At 34.1% G+C, this 20,674-nt stretch carries 13 protein-coding genes; 7 read left to right on the top strand and 6 right to left on the bottom strand.

Annotated elements, in window-relative coordinates; all coding sequences use genetic code 11:
• Nucleotides 1–37: 37 nt before the first annotated feature.
• The 6 genes from ACJJV4_RS14250 to ACJJV4_RS14275 form a co-directional block, all read right to left on the bottom strand.
• Entirely contained in the window at nucleotides 38–1,399 is a 1,362-nt protein-coding gene (locus ACJJV4_RS14250; RefSeq protein ID WP_405295593.1) for a glycoside hydrolase family 28 protein, read from the bottom strand.
• A complete protein-coding gene (locus ACJJV4_RS14255) occupies nucleotides 1,400–2,287 on the bottom strand; it encodes a family 16 glycosylhydrolase (protein WP_405295595.1) in 888 nt (295 codons plus the stop codon).
• Between the two features lie 30 nt (nucleotides 2,288–2,317).
• Nucleotides 2,318–4,159 carry a sulfatase gene (locus ACJJV4_RS14260; RefSeq protein WP_405295597.1) on the bottom strand — a complete coding sequence of 614 codons (1,842 nt, stop codon included), beginning with the start codon at nucleotides 4,157–4,159 and terminating at the stop codon, nucleotides 2,318–2,320.
• On the bottom strand, nucleotides 4,160–5,554 hold the full coding sequence (locus tag ACJJV4_RS14265; RefSeq protein ID WP_405295599.1) for a glycoside hydrolase family 28 protein: 1,395 nt from the start codon (nucleotides 5,552–5,554) through the stop codon (nucleotides 4,160–4,162). It abuts the gene before it with no gap.
• Nucleotides 5,555–5,558: 4 nt separating this feature from the next.
• On the bottom strand, nucleotides 5,559–6,860 hold the full coding sequence (locus tag ACJJV4_RS14270; protein WP_405295601.1) for a sulfatase-like hydrolase/transferase: 1,302 nt from the start codon (nucleotides 6,858–6,860) through the stop codon (nucleotides 5,559–5,561).
• Nucleotides 6,861–7,069: 209 nt separating this feature from the next.
• On the bottom strand, nucleotides 7,070–8,080 hold the full coding sequence (locus ACJJV4_RS14275) for a LacI family DNA-binding transcriptional regulator (RefSeq protein WP_405295603.1): 1,011 nt from the start codon (nucleotides 8,078–8,080) through the stop codon (nucleotides 7,070–7,072).
• A gap of 219 nt (nucleotides 8,081–8,299) precedes the next feature.
• Here ACJJV4_RS14275 and ACJJV4_RS14280 point away from each other — a divergent pair, with 219 nt between their 5' ends.
• From ACJJV4_RS14280 to ACJJV4_RS14310, 7 genes are all read left to right on the top strand, one after another.
• The gene (locus ACJJV4_RS14280; RefSeq protein ID WP_405295605.1) at nucleotides 8,300–9,160 is read left to right on the top strand and encodes a hypothetical protein; all 861 of its coding nucleotides are present in this window, start codon (nucleotides 8,300–8,302) and stop codon (nucleotides 9,158–9,160) included.
• A 27-nt stretch (nucleotides 9,161–9,187) separates the two neighbouring features.
• A complete protein-coding gene (locus ACJJV4_RS14285) occupies nucleotides 9,188–10,834 on the top strand; it encodes a sodium:solute symporter family protein (protein WP_405295607.1) in 1,647 nt (548 codons plus the stop codon).
• Nucleotides 10,835–10,854: 20 nt separating this feature from the next.
• On the top strand, nucleotides 10,855–13,134 hold the full coding sequence (locus tag ACJJV4_RS14290; RefSeq protein ID WP_405295609.1) for an FAD-dependent oxidoreductase: 2,280 nt from the start codon (nucleotides 10,855–10,857) through the stop codon (nucleotides 13,132–13,134).
• A 21-nt stretch (nucleotides 13,135–13,155) separates the two neighbouring features.
• A complete protein-coding gene (locus ACJJV4_RS14295) occupies nucleotides 13,156–16,359 on the top strand; it encodes a glycoside hydrolase family 2 TIM barrel-domain containing protein (RefSeq protein WP_405295611.1) in 3,204 nt (1,067 codons plus the stop codon).
• Nucleotide 16,360: 1 nt separating this feature from the next.
• A complete protein-coding gene (locus ACJJV4_RS14300; RefSeq protein WP_405295613.1) occupies nucleotides 16,361–17,482 on the top strand; it encodes a glycoside hydrolase family protein in 1,122 nt (373 codons plus the stop codon).
• Between the two features lie 6 nt (nucleotides 17,483–17,488).
• Nucleotides 17,489–19,225, top strand: coding sequence for a glycoside hydrolase family 2 protein (locus ACJJV4_RS14305; RefSeq protein WP_405295615.1), 1,737 nt, complete (start codon nucleotides 17,489–17,491; stop codon nucleotides 19,223–19,225).
• A 164-nt stretch (nucleotides 19,226–19,389) separates the two neighbouring features.
• Nucleotides 19,390–20,673 (top strand): glycoside hydrolase family 117 protein, encoded by a 1,284-nt coding sequence (locus tag ACJJV4_RS14310; RefSeq protein WP_405295617.1) that lies wholly within the window; start codon nucleotides 19,390–19,392, stop codon nucleotides 20,671–20,673.
• Nucleotide 20,674: the final 1 nt, after the last annotated feature.

Below are 20,674 nucleotides of genomic sequence, written 5' to 3' on the forward strand. Positions count from 1 at the left end.
GTTATTAAAAGTGTTTGATATGTTTTCATAATTTATATTATTCTATTACTACCGATTCTGTTCTTTGATCTGGTGAATTAATTTTAAAACTGATATTAGAAGTGTTTAAATCTGTTATATGTCTCGCATATAACCCGTAGGCAGGTAATACTTTGAAAAAACTGAATTCAGGATATCGCTTTTCATCTTCTGGAACGTCCGTGATATCTTCTTTTTTTCCACCACCTGGTAGTGTAATAGTTATATTCTCTAATTTTATATTGCCAATTTTATGGTTTGGAGTTCCTGTTATTAAAATTCCTGAAGGTGGAGAAACTCTTGAGTTTTCTATACTTCTAGTGGTTGCAGTAATGTTTTTTATAACCACATTATCTATGGAACCAACAGCTTGTTTTTCTGCGATTCTGTAGGTGTTTAATCGTTCTCCTAAGCGCACAAAAATTGGCATATCTACATTGTCCATTTCAATATTTTGTATGGTAATGTCGTGAATATTGGCACCGTCGACACTTAGTATTTTAATGCCACCACCCTTATTGTCGTAAATTTTACAATCGCGAATATCGATGTTATAAAAATCTCCCATGGATTCTGTTCCAAATTTTATGGCTCCCCAATCGCTTTTTAAAGTACAATTTGATACCTGAACATCGTGGGTAGCTAGTGGACTAGTAGATTTTATACAGATAGCATCATCTCCAGAATTGATATTACAGTTTTTGATAACCACATCGTGACTCGAATCTAAATCTATACCATCATTGTTTTTATTAGCATGATTGTAAATAGACATATTATCCACTAATATATTATGAGATTGAAAAAAATGACATGCCCAAGCTGCAGCTTCACGAATGTGAATATCTTTTAAAGTAATTTTATTAGATTTAACAAAACGTAATAAAAAGGGGCGGTTTTTTCCAAAATTATCGTCTGTAACACCTAAGGCTTTTTTAGTTTTTGAAAGATTTTTAGCTAGAAAAGCCGCTCCGTTTCCATCTATGGTTCCTTCACCAGAAATACCAATATTAGTTGCGTTTAGAGATCCTATTAAACAAGTGCCTCGTTCTTGGCCAACTGCATCGACAAATGTGTCAATACTTTTATAATCTAGTGGATTGGAGCTTCCAACCAATTTGGCATTTTTTTCAACTTGAAGTGTAACATTATTTTTTAAAATTACTGTGCCGCTAATAAATATACCATTTTTAAGCATAACAACACCGCCACCGTTTTTCGCGCAGTTATCAATGGCCTTTTGTATGGGTTTTGTATTAATGGTTAAGCTATCGCCCTTAGCTCCATAATCTTCTATATTGTAGATGTTAGTTTTGGAACCACATGATAATATACATGCAACGAAGCTTAATATGAATATGGTTTTTAAAGTGTTATACATTTATTTTTCATTTAATGTCCAAGACCTTACCCAATTGTATGTAGTTGTTCTATCTTCTTTTGAAGCCGTCATGCCACCACCTTCAGGAACAGGATTCCAATTGTAAGTTTCTACAACCATTCTTAAATACATTTCAATATCATAATCTGCAGGAGGTGTTACTTTTCCCTGTAATTTACCATCTAAATAAAATAACACTTCATCTTTAGACTTCCACCATACACCGTAAACATGAAAATCATCATAAACTTTTCCGCCAATTAATGCTCCAGATTTGTTTGATCCTTTTTCATAATCACAACCTTCAGGAATATTTCTACTGTGTGTGTTTGAGTTCATACCTTGGTCAAAATTTTTCATCCATTCTGCTGGGTTGGTAATTTCACCAACACATTCTTGAATATCTAATTCTGTAGTTCGTTTATCGCAGCCGGTAATGCCTTTTCCTTCATTTATTAACCAAAACGTGGAAGACATAAAGGTTTTATTGGCTTTCATTTCGCATTCGTAATAACCGTAGGTCATTCCATTTCTAGAACCAACGTAACCGCCACCATGTGTAAATACTTTATTTTGTTTCGTGATAGGTTGAGGTAATAACCGGGTTGTTATTTTTAAACTGCCATCTTCAACTTTTATATTCTCTGCTTGAAATAAACCAGGAGCTCTGCCAATCCAGCCTTGACCAGAGATTTGCCATTTATTCTCATTTACTTTTTTACCATTAAATTCGTCGGACATGTTTTTGGTTAATTTCCATTTTGCGTTTTTTGGTTTTGGGTCTTCACCATCTTTAAAAAAAGGTCCTTTTTGAGCAAGAAGAGTATGGCTTACTAAGAGTAAAATTAATATTGAAACTTGTTTAGATGTTTTTAGTAATGCTTTCATGAGTTTATTTTAGTTGGTTTCTTGTTTTACTTATTTAGAATTTAAATACTTAATTCTTTGTGAGATGAGTTTGTTTTCGCTAACCTTTTTGTTTATTTTACTTAAATCTATTTGGAAATTGTATTCTTGATAAAAATCTTTTTGTAAAGCCATCGCATTTAAAATTAACAAAGCTTCGGTTTCACTTTTAGACTGATTTAAAATAGCAATCATATCTTTAGATGTATCTCTTATGCCGTTAATCCCTATATATTCTGCAGCTCTCATTTTATTAAGTAATTGTGCATCGGTAGCCATTATTTTTTCTATGTGAGGTAAAAAACCTTTGGCTTTTTCTCCAAAACTAGTACAAACAATTAATGCCCAATAACGTTCCCAAGGATCATTGGATGTTAAATTTTTTGAAATTTTAGATGAAGCTTTATCATAATCTAACAAGGCTAAATTTGATATGTTTAAATAGTTTTTAATATCTTTTTTGTGAACATTACCGAACTCAACTGGATTTTGAATAGCATTTTCAAGCAAATAAAACTCAGGGTAAAATGATAAATCAGGTTGGCATTCCATCCATGAAATTAGATTTTTACGCATGGTTTTTAATTCAGTTTGATACTCATCTTTATCAGCTAAATTGTTAGTTTCAAAAGGATCTTTTTGAATATCGTACAATGCTTCGGTAGCCTTAGGTTCAAAAAATTGAGATTGAATATTATTTAATTTTCCTTGTTTGTAAAGTTCAAACCATTCATTATACGCCATTTGTTTGTATCGGTAGGCATTCATTAAGCCATCTATATTAAAAGGTTGAAAATTTCGAATGTATTTTAGATTGCCTTTTCTGTAACTTCTAACCATATCGTACTTTTCATCAAACCTATCAGCATAGCCAAAGGTTTTATCTCTATTTTCAATAGCATTTTTTTTGATGTTTTTACCCAAGAAAGGCTTGCCATCCATGGATTTAGGAACGTCTATACCTGCGATATTTAAAACCGTAGCTCCAAAATCAACAAAGCTTACAAAAGCGTCTGTTTTGCTGCCTGCGTCAAAAATACTTAGGTCTTTATAGGTTTCCGGAACATAAATAACTAAAGGCACTTGTAGGCCAGTTTCGGTTAAATAGCCTTTGCTGTATGGTAAAACACCACCGTGATCTCCAAAATAAAATATAATGGTGTTCTCTAAAAGACCATCATCTTTCAGTTTATTTACCACAGCTCCAACTTCGGTATCCATAGCTTGTATTTTATCGCGATAATAGGCGTTTGTATATTTAAATAGCTCGGTTTTTGGGTGATTTGGTTGAACAAATACCGAATTTACATCCGTTTTTGTTTTGGAGTTATTCATTGTTTCTTCAGTAAAATGCAAAGTGCCCTCGTGTGTTGTACCTATGTTATAAACATAGAAAAAGGGTTGGCCAACTTTTCTATTTTTCCATGTTGCTTTTTTCGATGAATCATCCCAAACATCATCTGCTTTATAAATATTATAATCTTCTTTGGCGTTATTGGCGGTATAGTATCCGGCTTTTTTTAAATATGCTGGAAACATATATTGGTTGTCTGGCAGGGTTACTTTTCCTTCGGCTCTATGATAATGTGTTGCTAATCGCGGACCATAACTAGAAGTTATTAATGTTGATCTAGCAGCACTACAAACGGCTGCATTAGAAAAAGCATTGTTAAAAAGAATACCATCTTTTGCTAAAGTTTCAATGTTTGGTGTTTCAATACCATGTTCGTCAAACAGTTTCATGTAATGCTTAGAATTATCTTCGGAGGTAATCCAAACAATATTTGGTTGTTGTGCTTTTAAAATTGAAGTAAAACAGAATAACAGTAAAATAGATAATAACTTTAATTTCATTTAATTTGATTTTAGCTCGGTTGAATTAGTTGGTTTTCTGTTCAAAAAAATATTTTGTACACTGGAGTTTAAAACATCCGAAAAAACGATGGGTTGTCTTCGGTCTTTGTTTTGCGTTTGTAAGTTGAAATTATTAATGCTTAGCCCATTTACATGTCTCGCATAAATTCCGGAAGCAGGAAGTGTTCCTACTTTACTGAATTCGGGCCACCAATAACCTAAAGTTTCTAGCGTGTATTCTTTTAAATTTGTTTTATTAGCATCTTCTTTAGTGCCTCCACCAGAGACCTTAAATTGAATATTATTTAATTGAATATCTGTGATATAATGCTTGGGCAGACCTGTAATAAAAATGGCTGAATTTTTATCTAATGCACTATTATCTGCAATAATATTACTAAAAATAAAACCGTGCATGGCTTTCATGGGTAGCATGTCTTGTGGCGCATCAACGCCTGCTCGTTGTTGGCAAAAGGTCATAAATATAGGGCGTGGTACGTTTTTCATAATTAAATTATTGAAAACCATATTTTCCATTTCACCGCCTTCATTCATTTGAATTTTTAAACCCGAATCTTGTATATCGTGAAATGTGCAATTACTTACTGTAACAGATTCAAAATCGCCTCTAGAAGCTAATCCAATGCGCATTCCTGCCCATTTACTTGTAAAAACACAATTAGTTATTACAATATCTTTACAAGGTTTGTCTACTCGTGATGTTTGTAAGCAAATAGAATCGTCACTGGTGTCGAACGATGAGTTTGATACGCGCACATTAGTGCAGCCATCAAAATCTAAACCATCACCGTTATTATTTACACGACTTATAATTTTAATACCATCGACCACTATCTCGTTGCAATATAGCCAAGCGGAAGTCCAAGCCGCGGGATTTATTAGGTTGATATTTTTTAAGTGGATATCGTTACAATTTAGAAAGCGTATGAGCATGGGCCGCCCATTACCTTCTTTTTTGTTAAAATTTTTAGTGTAACCATTTCCATCAATGCTCCCGTAACCATCAATAGCAAATGATTTTGCTTCATGAGCAAAAATTAAACAACGATCCATGTGGGTTTCGTTCTTATAAGTATTTTTATGAGTATCTGTGGCGTAATCTTCATAATTGGGACTTCCTAACAAGGTTGCACCATTTTCAATAAAAAGTGTAACATAGTCTTTTAAATAAATAGTGCCAATAACAACCGTTTTGCCAGAAGGAATAATAACTTTTCCACCACCTTCTTTTGTACATAAATCTATCGCCTTCTGGACGGCTTTTGTATCTTTTGTTATTCCATCACCTTTTGCGCCATACTCCAATACATTATAGTCTTTGGCCTCGATGTGTATTGATATACTCAAGCATATTAGTAGAACAATGTGCTTCATGCTTTTAAATGTATTTATTGTAAGTGGCTGTTAAATCGGTTTTATCTGCTGTTTTTAGTTGCCACGTTTTTAGATCTTTTAAAAGTTTGGAAATGGTTGGTCTCAAGCTCTTTTTATTAATGAGGTTTTTGGTTTCCCAAGGATCATTTTTTAAATCGTATAATTCTAAATCTCCTGTTTTTGGGTAAACAATAAGCTTTTTGTCTTCGGAAATAACACCTCTTTGGTCATCAAACATGGCTAAATAAATTGAAGATCTGGCATGGCCTTTTTTAGAAAGTAATGGTTCTAAACTTTGAAAATCGGTAGGTTCATTTGTTTCTAACTTTAACAAATCGAATAGGGTAGGAGCAATATCCTGTAAATATACTCGTTCGCTTATTTTACTATTTGGAACTGCTGCCGGAGCTTTTATAATTAACGGAGCAGTAACACTTGGTTCGTATAGACACACTTTGCCTGCAACTCCATTTTCTCCAAAATTTATCCCGTGGTCGGAGGTGAAAACAATAATAGTATTATCATACAATCCTTTGTTCTTTAATGTTTGGATAATGTCCCCAATGCGCGCATCCATATGGGTTACCATAGCATTATTTTGTTGCACGCGTTGCTGCATGGTTTTACTTCTCAACGGATCTGGTGCGTATTGATATTTTACATTTTTATTCAACGGCGTATTATCTACAACACTGGGAGGCAGTATCATATCTTTAGCAGGATATAGATCGTAGTAATTTTGCGAAGTTTGTCTCGGTACATGCGGTGCGTTAAAGGCGACGTAAGCAAAAAATGGCTTACTGTTATTATAGTTTTTTAAAAAATTAACAGCCTCTTTCCCGGTAATATCGGTAATGTGTCCTGCTGGAGAATTGTATGTTTTTAATTGTCCTGGCTGTATGCTTCCTGTTTCATCAAAAATAGTTTTGACTGATTTGCCCATAGCATGCCATTTCCCTGTAATAAAGGTGTAATAGCCATTATCGTGTAGTTTTTCTGGTAAAGACTTTGGCGCATTTTTTTTATTGATTTGTTGCGATTGCCACAAGTACTTTCCATACATCAACATAGTTCTACTCGGTATGCATACTGCAGGTGACCAACATCCCATATTGTAGGCAGCAGTAAATGATGCGCCTTCATGGGCTAGTTTGTCAATATTAGGAGTAACCATGGCACTGTTTCCATAGGCCCCAACAACTTGATTACTTTGGTCGTCAGACTCAATAAACAAGATATTCATTTGAGCAAATGCACTAATAATGCATCCAAAATATAACGCTAGAACTAATATGTTCTTTTTCATATATAAATATTTTCAAGACAAATTTCACTTAAATCAAAAAGCTAGTTGAAGCTTGGTTTTACTGAAAAATAAAATTATCAATTCATTGCATTATAGTGTGCAAGAGATATTTATAATACTATCATATATGGTTTATTTTAAAAATAAAAAAAAAGTAAAGTGATGTTATGGTTTTGATTTATAGGTTTTTGGTTTTAGTTGGAAGAAATCTAATTAACATTGATTGAAGATTCTCTAATATTTAAGCGTCCGTTTAAAACTATGGTTTGTGGTACGAACAAACCATCATTTTCAATTTGTTCTAGCAATAGTTTTGCAGCGGTTTGCCCAATATCATTTGTTGGTTGTTTAACAGATGTGATTGACGGTGAAGTATGTTCGGCAAGCCTAGATTCTGTAAATCCTGCTATGGCTATATCTTCAGGGATTTTAAATCCATGTTTTTTTAAGGTCTGCATAGCTCCTATAGCCAGGGCATCGTTTGCCGCGAAAATCGCTCTGGGAAGTTTGTCTTGTTTTATTAGCTCTAAAGTTGCTTTTTCTCCATCTTCAATAGTAAATCCACAGTGTACAATCGACCCCATTGGTAATCTATATTTTTTATGTGCGGCTTCAAAACCTTTTATGCGATTTTTTGTGAGTGACAAACTTTTATTTCCTGTTAAATGCAAAATATCTTTATACTCTTGAACAATTAAATGCTCTGTAGCAAATAAGGCCCACTTGTAATCGTCAAACAATACTTTGGAAACAGGTAGCTCGTCTACTATGCGGTTAAAAAAGACCATTGGCATTTTTGTACTTATCAGTTTTTTGTAATAATCTAAGTTTTCAGATTCTGATGTTAATGAAATAATCAAACCATCAACCATATTGTCTACTAAGGTTTCCACATTTTTGAGTTCTGTTTTCCATGAATTATTCGATTGCATGATGAGTACTTGGTAGCCTTTTTCCAATAGAATATCCTGTGCACCAATAATAACCTCAGGAAAAAAACTATTAACAAATTCAGGGACCACAATACCGATATTAAACGACCGCTTTTGAAGTAGTTTTTTAGCAATCGGATTAGGTCGATAGCCCATATCTTGAGCTGTTTTGAGTATTAAATCTCTAGTTTCCTTTTTAATATCATACTTATCGTTAAAGGCTCTTGAGACTGTAGAGACCGACACGTTTAATTTTTGAGCAATGTCTTTAATAGTTAAGTGTTCCATTATGAAGAAGTTTCAGCAAAATTAATCATTTTTCGGAAACGTTTCCGAAAATAAAAAGGTTTCCGGAAACGTTTCCGAAGCCGTTTTGAATTATTTTTCTTTTTTTAATTAGTTTTTAAATTAGTTTAGTCTAAAATCTTTAGTTAGTTAATAAGCACATTATATTTTATGATACCTGAAATGATTAATCTCTGTCGATTAAAAATAAGCCGTTTGTTAATGTTTTTTTTATTCATTACGGCATCATCTTATGCTCAATTACCAAAAGAAATAAGAAAAATTTATAAAGATAAAATAGATGTAAGAGTTTCTGATGAGTTTGATGGAAATGGCAAAGTAGATTTAAGTAAATGGAATTACCGACAAACCAAACCTAACGGAATTGCTACAGGAGAAAATTTCGTAAGGAAAGTGAATGGAAATTTAGTATGTTATGGTTGGAAAAAAGAAAAAAAAGCTGGTGGCATAGTTGCAAAGATGCAAACGCATTTCGGCTTTATTGACACCAAGTTTAAGGTGTCTGGCATTGTTAATTCCCAACAAACAGTTTGGCATCCGAGTATTTGGAGTGGGCAATGTAATGGACAAACAGATGCAACTAAAGAATGTTTAAAGACTGGTGGAAATTGGTTAGAAATTGATATGATGGAATTTGAAAATACGCCTACAGTGCGATGGAGTTCTGATGCTCCTGCTAGATTAAAAGTTTCTGAATTAAAAAAATCCGTAAAAGTAAATGACGTTAATGGTAGAAAATTAGGATATGAAAAAGCTGTTATGATTAAAAAAGTAACGGAAGGTTTTCATGAATGGAAGCGGCTAGGTCTAGAGTATCATCCGGAATACTTGCAATTATGGGAAGTTATAGATCATGAATGGTTAAAATTAGGTAGACGTATTATTTTTGATAATAAAAAACCAACTATTGGCTCTATTCCTAAAGCCTGCGCTACCCCGATGTTTTGGTATATTGGTAATTTATTTAATCCCTACAAAAATCAAAAATTTGTAGAAGAAGAGGTTACAAATTCTACTCTCGAAGTAGACTATTTTAGATTTTACCCTATAAAAAATGAATAAAAAACAACTAATTATAATCAATAGCCAATGGGGTCAATAGACATAGCGGTAATTCTTGTATTCACACTTCTCGTTTTTATTTGCGGGATGAGTTTCTCTAAGGCAGGAAAAAATATGAAATCTTATTTTGCAGCTGGTGGCGCTCTTCCTTGGTGGATGAGCGGCTTATCACTTTTTATGAGTTTTTTCTCTGCAGGTACATTTGTTGTTTGGGGTTCTATAGCCTATTCAAGCGGTTGGGTGGCAGTAACCATTCAATGGACTATGTGTATTGCAGGAGTTATTATCGGTTTTTTTATTGCGCCTAAATGGCAAAAAACAAAGGCGCTAACTGCTGCGGAATTTATTACAGACAGATTGGGTAAATCTACCCAAAAAGCATATACCTATATTTTTCTTGTAATTTCCATATTTACTACAGGAGCATTTTTATATCCTGTTGCTAAAATTGTTGAAGTTTCTACAGGTATTCCAATAACCACAAGTATTATTGTTTTAGGGGTTTTAATCTTAGTTTATACTGCTGTTGGCGGTTTGTGGGCTGTTATTGTTACAGATGTATTACAATTTATAGTTTTAACGGCTGCAGTGCTTATTGTTGTGCCTTTATCTTTTGATAAAATTGGAGGTGTAGATAATTTTATTTCACAAGCGCCAGAACAATTTTTTGAGTTTACAAATTCTGAATATTCTTGGGTATTCATGATCGCATTCGGATTATATAATTTATTTTTTATTGCCGGAAACTGGGCTTATGTGCAGCGTTACACGAGTGTTGCAACACCTAAGGATGCAAAAAAAGTAGGTTGGTTATTTGGTGCTTTGTACACGATAAGCCCATTAATTTGGATGTTACCACCAATGATTTATCGGGTTTTAAATCCTGAATTGGGTGAACTAGCCGATGAAGGTGCATACTTATTAATGTGTAAAGAAGTGCTTCCAGTTGGTATGTTAGGCTTAATGCTCGGTGGTATGGTGTTTGCAACTTCTAGCTCTGTTAATACCACACTAAATATTTCTGCGGGTGTATTAATCAATGATATTTATAAAGGTTTGTTTCCTGAAACTAGCGATGAAAAATTAGTAAAAACAGCAAGAATAGCAACTATTCTATTAGGAGTTTTAACTATTATTATAGCTTTATTGGTACCACTTTTAGGCGGTATTGTAGAAGTTGTTATGAGTTTAGCTGCTTTAACAGGTGGTGCTATGTTTTTACCGCCTTTATGGGCACTTTTCTCCAAGCTTCAAACAGGAAAAACAGTTTTAAGTGTTACCGTAATTTCTCTTGGTATTAATGCGTTTTTTAAGTTTTTTGTACCAGATTTAATAGGCCTAACCTTGGGTAGAGCGATGGAAATGGGAGTCGGTATGGGTATTCCTATTGTGTTGCTGTTAGGTATTGAATTGTACTTGAAATATTCAAATAGTAGTACTTCAGCTTATGATGTATACGAGGATAAAAGATTATTAAAAGTGGCAGAACCTCAAGAAGCCGAAGATGGTAGCAATAATAAAGGAACAAGAGTTATTGGTATTGGTGTAGCGTTAACGGGCTTATTAATTTTAATACTATCCTTTATAGGTGAGTCGGCTCAACTTTTAGTTGGAGGCATGGGTGTTTTGGTGCTTGTTTTAGGATTATACATTATCAGGAAAACAAAAAAATAGATTTAAAAAGTACATAACAGATGATTTTAGAAACATTCAATAAAAATGTTAGAGGTTGTAAATCAGTAACTATTGATACAGATTTTGTAATTGTTGGCGGCGGAACCGCAGGTGTTTGTGCGGCTATAACAGCAGCAAGAAAAGGCACCAAAACTATTTTAGTGCAAGATCGTCCGGTTTTAGGTGGTAATGCATCATCAGAAGTACGCTTATGGATTTTAGGCGCAACGTCTCACATGGGAAACAATAATCGTTGGGCACGTGAGGGTGGTGTAATGGATGAAATTCTAGTAGAAAATTTATATAGAAACCGTGAAGGGAATGCTGTTATTTTTGATACCGTTTTGTTAGAAAAAGTACTTGCAGAGCCTAATATTACGTTGCTTTTAAATACTTCGGTTTACGATGTTGCTAAATCTGGAGACCATAAAATAGAATCTGTAAAAGCGTTCAACTCTCAAAATTCAACGGAATATATTATTAATGCACCTTTGTTTTGCGATGCTTCCGGAGATGGAATCGTAGCTTTTAAAGCAGGTGCTGCTTTTAGAATGGGAGCAGAAACTAAAGAGGAATTTGGAGAGGCCTTTGCACCCGAGAAATCTTATGGGGAGTTACTTGGTCACTCTATGTATTTTTACAGTAAAGAGACCGAAAAGCCTGTAAAATATATTCCGCCTGCATATGCTTTAAAAGATATTACAACGATCCCGCGATATAAAGCCATTGGTAAAGATGATAAAGGTTGTCGTTTTTGGTGGTTTGAATATGGTGGCAGACATGATACCATTCATGAAACCGAAGAAATTAAATACGAACTTTGGAAAGTGATTTACGGCGTTTGGGATTATATTAAAAACTCCGGAACATTTGAAGGTGTTGAAAATATGACTTTGGAATGGGTAGCAACTGTTCCTGGAAAAAGAGAAAGTCGTCGTTTTGAAGGCTTGTATATGATGACGCAGCAAGATGTTATAGAGCAACGCAAATTTGATGATGCTATTGCATTTGGAGGTTGGGCAATTGATTTACATCCAGCAGATGGCGTTTATAGCGAACTTTCGGGTTGCACACAATGGCACTCTAAAGGTATTTACGATATTCCTTATCGTTCTTTCGTGAGCAAAGACATTGATAATTTATTTTTAGCTGGCCGTATTATAAGCGCAACGCATGTTGCATTCGGTTCTACTCGAGTTATGGCAACTACTGGGTTTTGCGCCCAAGCCGTAGGTATGGCAGCGTCTATGTGTATCTCTAAAAACTTAAAACCAGCAGAGGTTTTAGAGAATGGCGAAATTAAAATTCTTCAGAATGAATTGAATAAAATAGGGCAAAGCATACCAAATGTTCCTATTCAATCTGCTAGTAATTTAGTAAATCAAGCAAAACTAACAAGTTCTTCAACATTAAGTATTTCAGAAATACCTTTTAATGGAAATTGGTTTAATTTATCAATTTCAGCAGCACAAATGTTGCCGTTAAAAGCCAATAAAAATTATAAAGTTCGAGTTTTAGTTAAGGCTGAAGAAAAAACAGAATTAAAAGTAGAATTGAGAACTTCTATTAAATCTGAAAACTATACACCAGAAGTTATTTTAGAATCTCAATTATTCAATTTAGAACAAGGAGAACAATATATAGATGTTGAATTTTCTAATACCTTAGAGAATAATCAATACGTATTTATCACATTTTTGTCTAATGATAAAATCAGTATTAAAACGAGTGATAATAGATTTACAGGAGTACTTTCTGTGTTTAATGGCGTTAATAAAGCTGTTTCAAATAACGGAAAACAAACACCGCCTGATAATATTGGAGTAGATACCTTCGAATTTTGGACACCACACAGAAGGCCAGAAGGGAAAAATATTGCAATGGAAATTTCACCTGCTATTGAAGCTTTTGAAGTTGAAAATTTATGCAACGGATTTGTGCGACCAGGAAAGGCAGTAAATGCATGGATTGCAGATATAAATGATGAAAAGCCAACTTTAAAAATTGAATGGGATTCTGAACAAGAACTGTCTGAAATTAAGTTGTTTTTGGATTCAGATTACGATCACCCAATGGAATCTACACTTATGGGACACCCAGAAGATATCGTTCCTTTTTGCTTAGGTAATTATAAAATTAAAGATTTAAATGGCACTGTTCTTTTTGAGAAAGAAGATAATCATCAAACTATAAATACTTGGGGATTCAAAGAAAAATACAAAACAAAAGGGATTGTTATTGAAACCGAAAAATCACTAGCACATGTGCCTGTATCGATTTTTGAAATTTTAATTTCCTAATAAGGAAACACATCATTAAGTATGAAAAATTATTATATAAAATATCATTTCTCGTTTGTTTTAACAACATTAATTTTGATTGGTTGCGGAAATTCCGTTGTTAAAACGGATGATTTAGTTGAAGTAAATAAGATAACTTTAAATGGCGATTGGAAATTCCATACCATTTATGGCGAAGGTTCTAATTATTTAAATATTGTAGAAACTGAAAATGATATCATTATTGATAATACCGATGCTAATGTGGAAGCACATGGTAAATGGGAAACTAAAAAGACTGCAGCTAGAAATTCAGGATTTTATAAAACCGATTATGCGCAGCACAATTATTCAATAACCAATTTAAAAGGAGGACAGAAAGACGATGATTCTTATTTTAGGTTTTATCCAAATTTAGAAGCTTCAGGATATTATGAGGCATTTACTAAGTTTCCGTTCGCGTCGCATTTAACGGCGCAGTACAATATTAAACATGCTCAAGGCACAACCACAAAATACATTAGCCAAAGAACATTTTGTAACGAATGGATTAGTTTAGGGATTTTTGATTTTTATCGTACAGATAAAAATTATGTAGAGTTAACAGCTATTGTTAGTGGAAGTGTTGCCGCCGATGCTGTTATGTTTAGGCCTGTAGCTAAAGAGAAATACTTAAAAGCTAAAGAAGAACCAAACCAAGTTTTTTTATCAGATTTTGATGATTCCGATTGGGACGATTTATCGGTTCCGGGGCATTGGGGAATGAACAATGCGTATTCAAACTATACGGGAAAAGGCTGGTATCGTAAAAGTATTACCCTTCCTAAATCTTGGGCAAAAGCTTCAGATGATAGATATTATTTAAAATTTGATGGCGTGTATCATCTATCAAAAGTATATCTCAATGGGCAGTTTATTGGTAAAAATAGAGGTGGTTTTACACCTTTCGAATTTGATGTAACTAATGCGCTAAACTTCAAAGGAGAAAATGTAATTGCAGTTCAGGCCGATAATAGTTCTATAGTTGGCGCAACCTGGAATTGGGGTGGTATTATTAGAGATGTTACGCTTTCACAAAATAAAGATGTTCGTATAGATTATCAATATATTCATGCCGATCCCGACTTAAAAATGGGAACCGCGCAAATAAAATTAAAAGTAAAAATTAAAAATAATTCTTCGGAAAAAAGAAAGATTACAGTCCGTTCTAAAATAATTAATAAGGTTACAATTGAGACTTTACAAGGTGCTATAGAAATTGAAGCAAACAGTACAGCAGATTTATTTTTAGAAACTAATTTAAAAGCTGAAGATGTAGAATTATGGCATTTCGATAACCCGAAGTTATATCAAATATTGACTAGCATTTCTGAAAATAATGTTATTCTGAATGAAAGAAAAGATAATTTCGGAATTAGAAAAGTAGAGCTTACCGATTCTAAAATGTTATTAAATGGTGAAGCTGTGCGATTGGCAGGATTCAATAGAGTGAGCGAACATCGTTTTTGGGGATCGTCTGAGCCTTTAGAGGTTTTAGAAAAAGATGTAGATTTAATGAAGGAAGCAGGTGCCAATTTTATGCGAATTATGCATGGTACTCAAAATGAAAAACTCATTGAATTGTGCGATACAAAGGGCATTTTATTATTTGAAGAAATTAATGTTCGAGATTTAGATAATGATGAATTTAGAGCAAATTATTATCCGGTTTCTAAACTTAAAAACAAAAAACCAATCAATATTAATAGTGAAGATGAAGAAGTTTTAATGTTAGACGAACCTTATGTAAAGCTTACAGATAAACACAATATTGACATTTCTGAAAAAAATTATGCGCTTTCTAAATATTGGTTAAAGGGTATGATTGAACGTGATATTAATCACCCAAGTATTATAGGTTGGAGTGTTGGTAATGAATTAAATAATCACAAAGCATATGTTATTGAAGCCATGGATTATATCAAAACAGAATTGGATCCTTATAGGTTAATAACATGTGTCAGTAATTCTGGACAAAAGGAAGAATACACACCTGAAACCGACCCGAATACCTATGTCGATATCATTATGCACAATATGTATCGTTGGCAAGGGGAACCACAAGATATTTTGAATAGCCTAAGAACAAAATGGCCAGATAAACCCATATTTATTTCAGAATTTGGGTTTGATCCTTTTCCGTCAACAGCGCTAGATGGTGATAAAGAAATATTCTCAGAATGGACCAATCATTTCAGACATAAAAATGAATTTGTTGTAGGGACTTCCATGTGGACCTTTAACGATTATCGCAGTGGTTATGCAGCAACAACGGCAGAAGAAAACAGAGTTTGGGGTATTATTAGTTCTTGGCGCCAAAAAAGACGTTTGTTTAATCGTATAAAAAAAGAGCATGCGACTGTTTTAGATATTCAAGTTTCAAACATCGATTTTGGGACAAATACGGCTAATATAGTGATGCCTATTAAAGATGCAGGAGATTATCCTAGTCATAGTATGCGCAATTATAAATTGGAATATCAATTTAAAAATTCAAAAGGAGAAACTGTTTTAAAGCAATCGCACGATTTACCTAATTTAACTCCAGAAGATGGTGCATGGAAAAGTGCTATTTCTTGGGGAGAATTACCTGAAGATATTTTAGACTTCACCATAAGTTTAATAACTCCAACGGGGTATTCAAGGTTTGATAAAACCATTTCTTTTCAAAAGGCAATTACACCCGAAATATCTCAAATAATATCAGGTAACAATGCAGTAAGAATTCTTTTTGATGCTGTTCCAAATGCTACTGAATATTTTGTAACGTATACCAATGCAGCAGGGAAACAGCTAAGTTCATACAGAACCATTACGAACCTTATAGAAATAGATAGTTTAATCAATAAAAAAGTATATAGTTTCAAACTTTATGCGGTTAATGATAAAGGGATCAGTAAGCCTTCAAAAACAGTAGAAATAAAACCTAACGGAAACGAATTACCGCCAATTATTTGGGATGCTTTTATTGCTGATAGAAAATTAGTGATTGGTTATTCTAGCGATTTTAACGATGGTGATTACACGGTTCAATATGGAGCTTCAAGTGATAATTTAGATAAAGAATTTGTAACAAACGTGCGAGGCATGCTGTCCATCGATTTAAATGGAGAAAAGGAAATATTTTTTAAAATAAAAAGAAATTCTGATAGAAAAGAAAGTAACTGGTCTCAAATAGTAAAAGCAACAACAAACCAAATTAAATAATATGAAACATCAAATTTCAATAGTGTTTTTAATTTTAACCTTAATAGGTTGTACAGATAAAAAAAGTAAAAAAGCACTACACCAACCGTCAAGTGTTAAAATTGAGAACTACAAAATAGAGTTAGGGAAAGCATCCCCTAAATCTGTTTTTGTTAACGATACGATGAGTATTTGGGGAGGTTCTTTGGTTAAGGGTGAAGACGGCTTATACCATATGTTTTATTCACAATGGCCAAAAAATATTGGTTGGGAATGGGTAAATTATTCTATTATCTCTCATGCGGTTTCAAAATCGCCATTTGGCCCTTTTATGCATAAAGATGATGCCTTGCCAGACCGTGGTGCTCAATTTTGGGATGGTTCCACAACACACAATCCAACCGTACATAAATTTAACGGAAAGTACTATCTGTATTATATGGGAAATACGGGCGATAAAGAAATTGTAAGTGTACCAGGTAAAGCAAGAATTAATTGGGTACATAGAAATAATCAGCGCATTGGTGTAGCCGTTGCAGATACACCAAACGGGCCTTGGAAACGATTTGATAAACCGGTTTTAGATATTTCAGAAGACCAAAATGCTCACGATGCGTTAATGACTTCAAATCCATCGGTTTGCCAAATGGCAGATGGTAAAATATTGATGGTTTATAAAGCGGTTGGAAAAAAGCGTAAGCTGCCTAATGGCGGTCCTGTAGTACATATGGTGGCCATTGCAGATTCGCCTGTTGGTCCATTTAAAAAATACCCAGACCCGATTTTTACGTTTGAAGGTGAAACATTTCCTGCGGAAGATCCTTATATCTGGTATCAAGACGGGAAATATAGAGCTGTTGTAAAGCGAATTAAACATGAAGGAAAAAAACGTCTTTTCTCATTAGTACATTATGATTCTGAAGATGGCATTAAGTGGGATCAAGGAAAGTATTTTGAAATCTCAGACAGAACAGTGGTTTGGGAAGATGGTAAAACAACCAAATTTGAACACTTAGAGCGTCCGCAAGTATTTATGGAAAACGGTGAGCCGATAGCCTTGTTATGCGCTGCGGATTCTATTGATGTTAATAATGTTAGATATTCATTTAATATTCAAATTCCATTAAAAATCACGAAAGAATAAGAAACCATGATGCCAAAATCCATTCTTTTTGTTTTTACTTTCAGTTTACTAATGTTTTCCTGCAAGGATAACGATAGTGTTGAATATGGCGATTATAAAAAAGTAATTTCATTAAATGGTACTTGGCAGTTTTTGGCTTCTAATAACATACAAACTAAAAATCTTATTGAAGCATCGTATTTCGAATGGGATACCTTACAAGTTCCCGGAAATTGGGATACCCGAGAACGCTATTCAGAATATGTAGGTAAAGGCTATTATCAAAGAACATTTAATGTGCCTGAAAATTGGGATGGTAAACAAATACGTATAAAATTTGATGCCGTTTACGAGCGCTCTAAAGTCTGGCTAAATGGTACTTTACTCGGCGAGCATGTTGGTGGGTATACGCCGTTTGAGTTTAATATAAGCGACTTTATAAATGTAGAAGAATCTAATACTTTACTTGTAGAAGCGGATAATACATATAAACGTGGCGCTTGGTGGGCTTGGGGTGGTATTAGTAGAAGTGTTTCGGTAGAAGCTCATGAAGATGTTCGATTAGTATATCAGCACATAACCTCTACGCCAAATTTTGAAACTAATGAAGTACAATTTACTGTTAAATATAAAATAGAAAATAATAGTAATAAGGCGATAACAACTGAAGTACAATCTAATATTGTTAGAATAGCAAAGCCGGAAGCAATTTCTGTTAATATAAATGCAGGAGAAACTAAAGTGACTGTTTTAAAATTTACAGAAGAATTATCTAAGGTTAAACTTTGGCATTTTAATACGCCAAATCTCTATGAGTTTAATAGCACGTTAGCAATTGACGGCAAGGTTATAGATGAAAAAACGAATAAAATTGGAATCAGAAAGTTTGAAGTAAAAGGAGAGCAATTTTATTTAAATAATGAAGCCGTTCGAATGAATGGTGTAAACCGCGTACACGATCATCCAGATTTTGGTAATACAGAGCCTTACCATTTAGTAAAACAAGATATGCTCGATCTTAAATCTTTAGGATGCAATTTTTCAAGATTAATGCATGCGCCATTATCCGAAAATTTATTAAGAATCTGTGATAGTATTGGTTTTTTGGTTGTTGAAGAAATTCCTGTTTGGGGAGATGATGATGAACAAGCGTTTCCCAACAATCCGCTAACAAAAAAATGGATGAAAGAAATGATTGAAAGAGATTTTAATAATCCATCTGTTGTGGCCTGGAGTGTAGGAAATGAGTTGAGAAACCAAGGGGATGATTGGAGTGATAAAGCATTAACCAAAGCGCAATATGCCTATGTAGATTCTATGCTAGATTACGTTGCTATCTTAGACAGTACACGTTTAAAAACCTATGTAAGTATTACCTCTTACAGAAAAGGCGAAATAGGCACGGAGCCTTATGATAAAGTTGATTTTATATCAATGAATAGTTACGGTAATGCACCTGTTTTAGTTAAAAAAACACATGAGAAATTCGCTGGAAAACCCATTTTTGTTTCAGAAATAGGCATAGGTCAAATAGGAGCCGCACCGCATGGTAGATTAAGCGATGAGTTGGTTGGCTATTTAAAAGAATTGAAGACATATCCATACGTAACAGGAGTTTCACTATGGAGTTATAATGATTATAGAAGTAATTATAAGGGGACACCGCCTTCAGGTTTTAGAGAGTGGGGCATTGTAGATGCACGCAGAAAGAAAAAGGAAGCATACAAGCAGTTAAAAGAAATTTATAAATATTGGCAAGAATAGATTAAGATGAAAGGAGTATTGCTATGTAGGCAGTTTGTTTTTTACCTATGGAAAAATGCCTATTAGAGAAGATCAAATTACAAATTCTAGTTTCCAGGTAGATTGGTTTCGTTACCATCCCATAAAAAGATAAGTTCAAAATAAACAGTATAAAATCAAGGATAATGCTACTAAATAAAATTAAAAAAATCACCTTATTGTTTTTGGGGCTATCAGCCATTTCGTGTTCACAAAAAGAATCTAAAGTTGAAACGCCAGCTAAGGTTGAAACTTCAAAAGTTTTTCCTTTTAAAATGCCTACAGAAAAACCAAACATAGCCTTAAGTGCTTCTTCTGAACGTATGTTTAATTATCCAACGCCGCGAGTACAAGACAACGAACTTTTTTCACAATTTAAGTATACCCGTTTAAAAGGATTTGATTACAACAATGGAGATGGAACAGTGTCTCGTAGAGATCCGTCTAGACCTATTTTTGTAGATGGTAAATACTATGTTTATTATACCAAACGACATACCAGTGTTTCTCCAATAGGATGGAATCGTGCAGCTGAAGCAACAGATGAAATTCCTTCTACCGATTGGGATTTATGCGATATCTGGTATGCCACAAGTGAAGATGGTATTACTTGGAAAGAGGAAGGTGCAGCGGTTACAAGACCAGAAAAACCAAAATCAGGATGGCGTTCTGTGGCAACTCCAGATATTTTAGTTTGGAAAGGTAAATATTATCTATACTACCAAGCCTTTGATGAACCTAGTGGGCTAAGAGGAGATTTATGTCCAGTTTCAATTTCTTATGCAGATTCCCCTGATGGCCCATGGACGCATGGCGGTGATAAAGTGATACCATTTGGTAAAGAAGGTGAGTGGGATCATAAAGCAACGCATGATCCGCATCCTATTGTACACGACGGAAAAATTTATATCTATTATAAAGCAGCATATAACAAATGGCCCGATAATAGGAAAAATTATGCGGTTGGTCATGGTTTAGCAATAGCTGAAGCCCCTTTAGGTCCATACAAAAAACATCCATTAAACCCTGTGATGCAATCTGGCCATGAAACAACCTATTGGCCTTATAAAGGTGGTATAGCAACGTTGGCTATTAAGGATGGTAATGAACGAGAAACAATACAATATGCAGAAGATGGAGTGAATTTTAAAATAGCATCAAGCGTATCTTTAACTCCTACGGCAGCGGCACCATTTACCGCAGATGCCTTTACAGATACTAAAGATGGACGAGGTTTTACTTGGGGTTTATCTCATTTTGTAAATGCTGGAAAAGGTGATAAAAGGCATTCTATTATTGCACGTTTTGATTGTGATTTAAGTTTAGATTATAATGAACCGGCGTTTAAAAGTACGGGAGTATGGCATAGCCCAGAAGTCTATTTTGCTCAAGGAATGGGGAGTATTGGCAAGCATCCTGAAGGACGTTAAT

It is taken from the genome of Algibacter sp. Ld11 (assembly GCF_045066735.1).
Lineage (GTDB): Bacteria > Bacteroidota > Bacteroidia > Flavobacteriales > Flavobacteriaceae > Algibacter.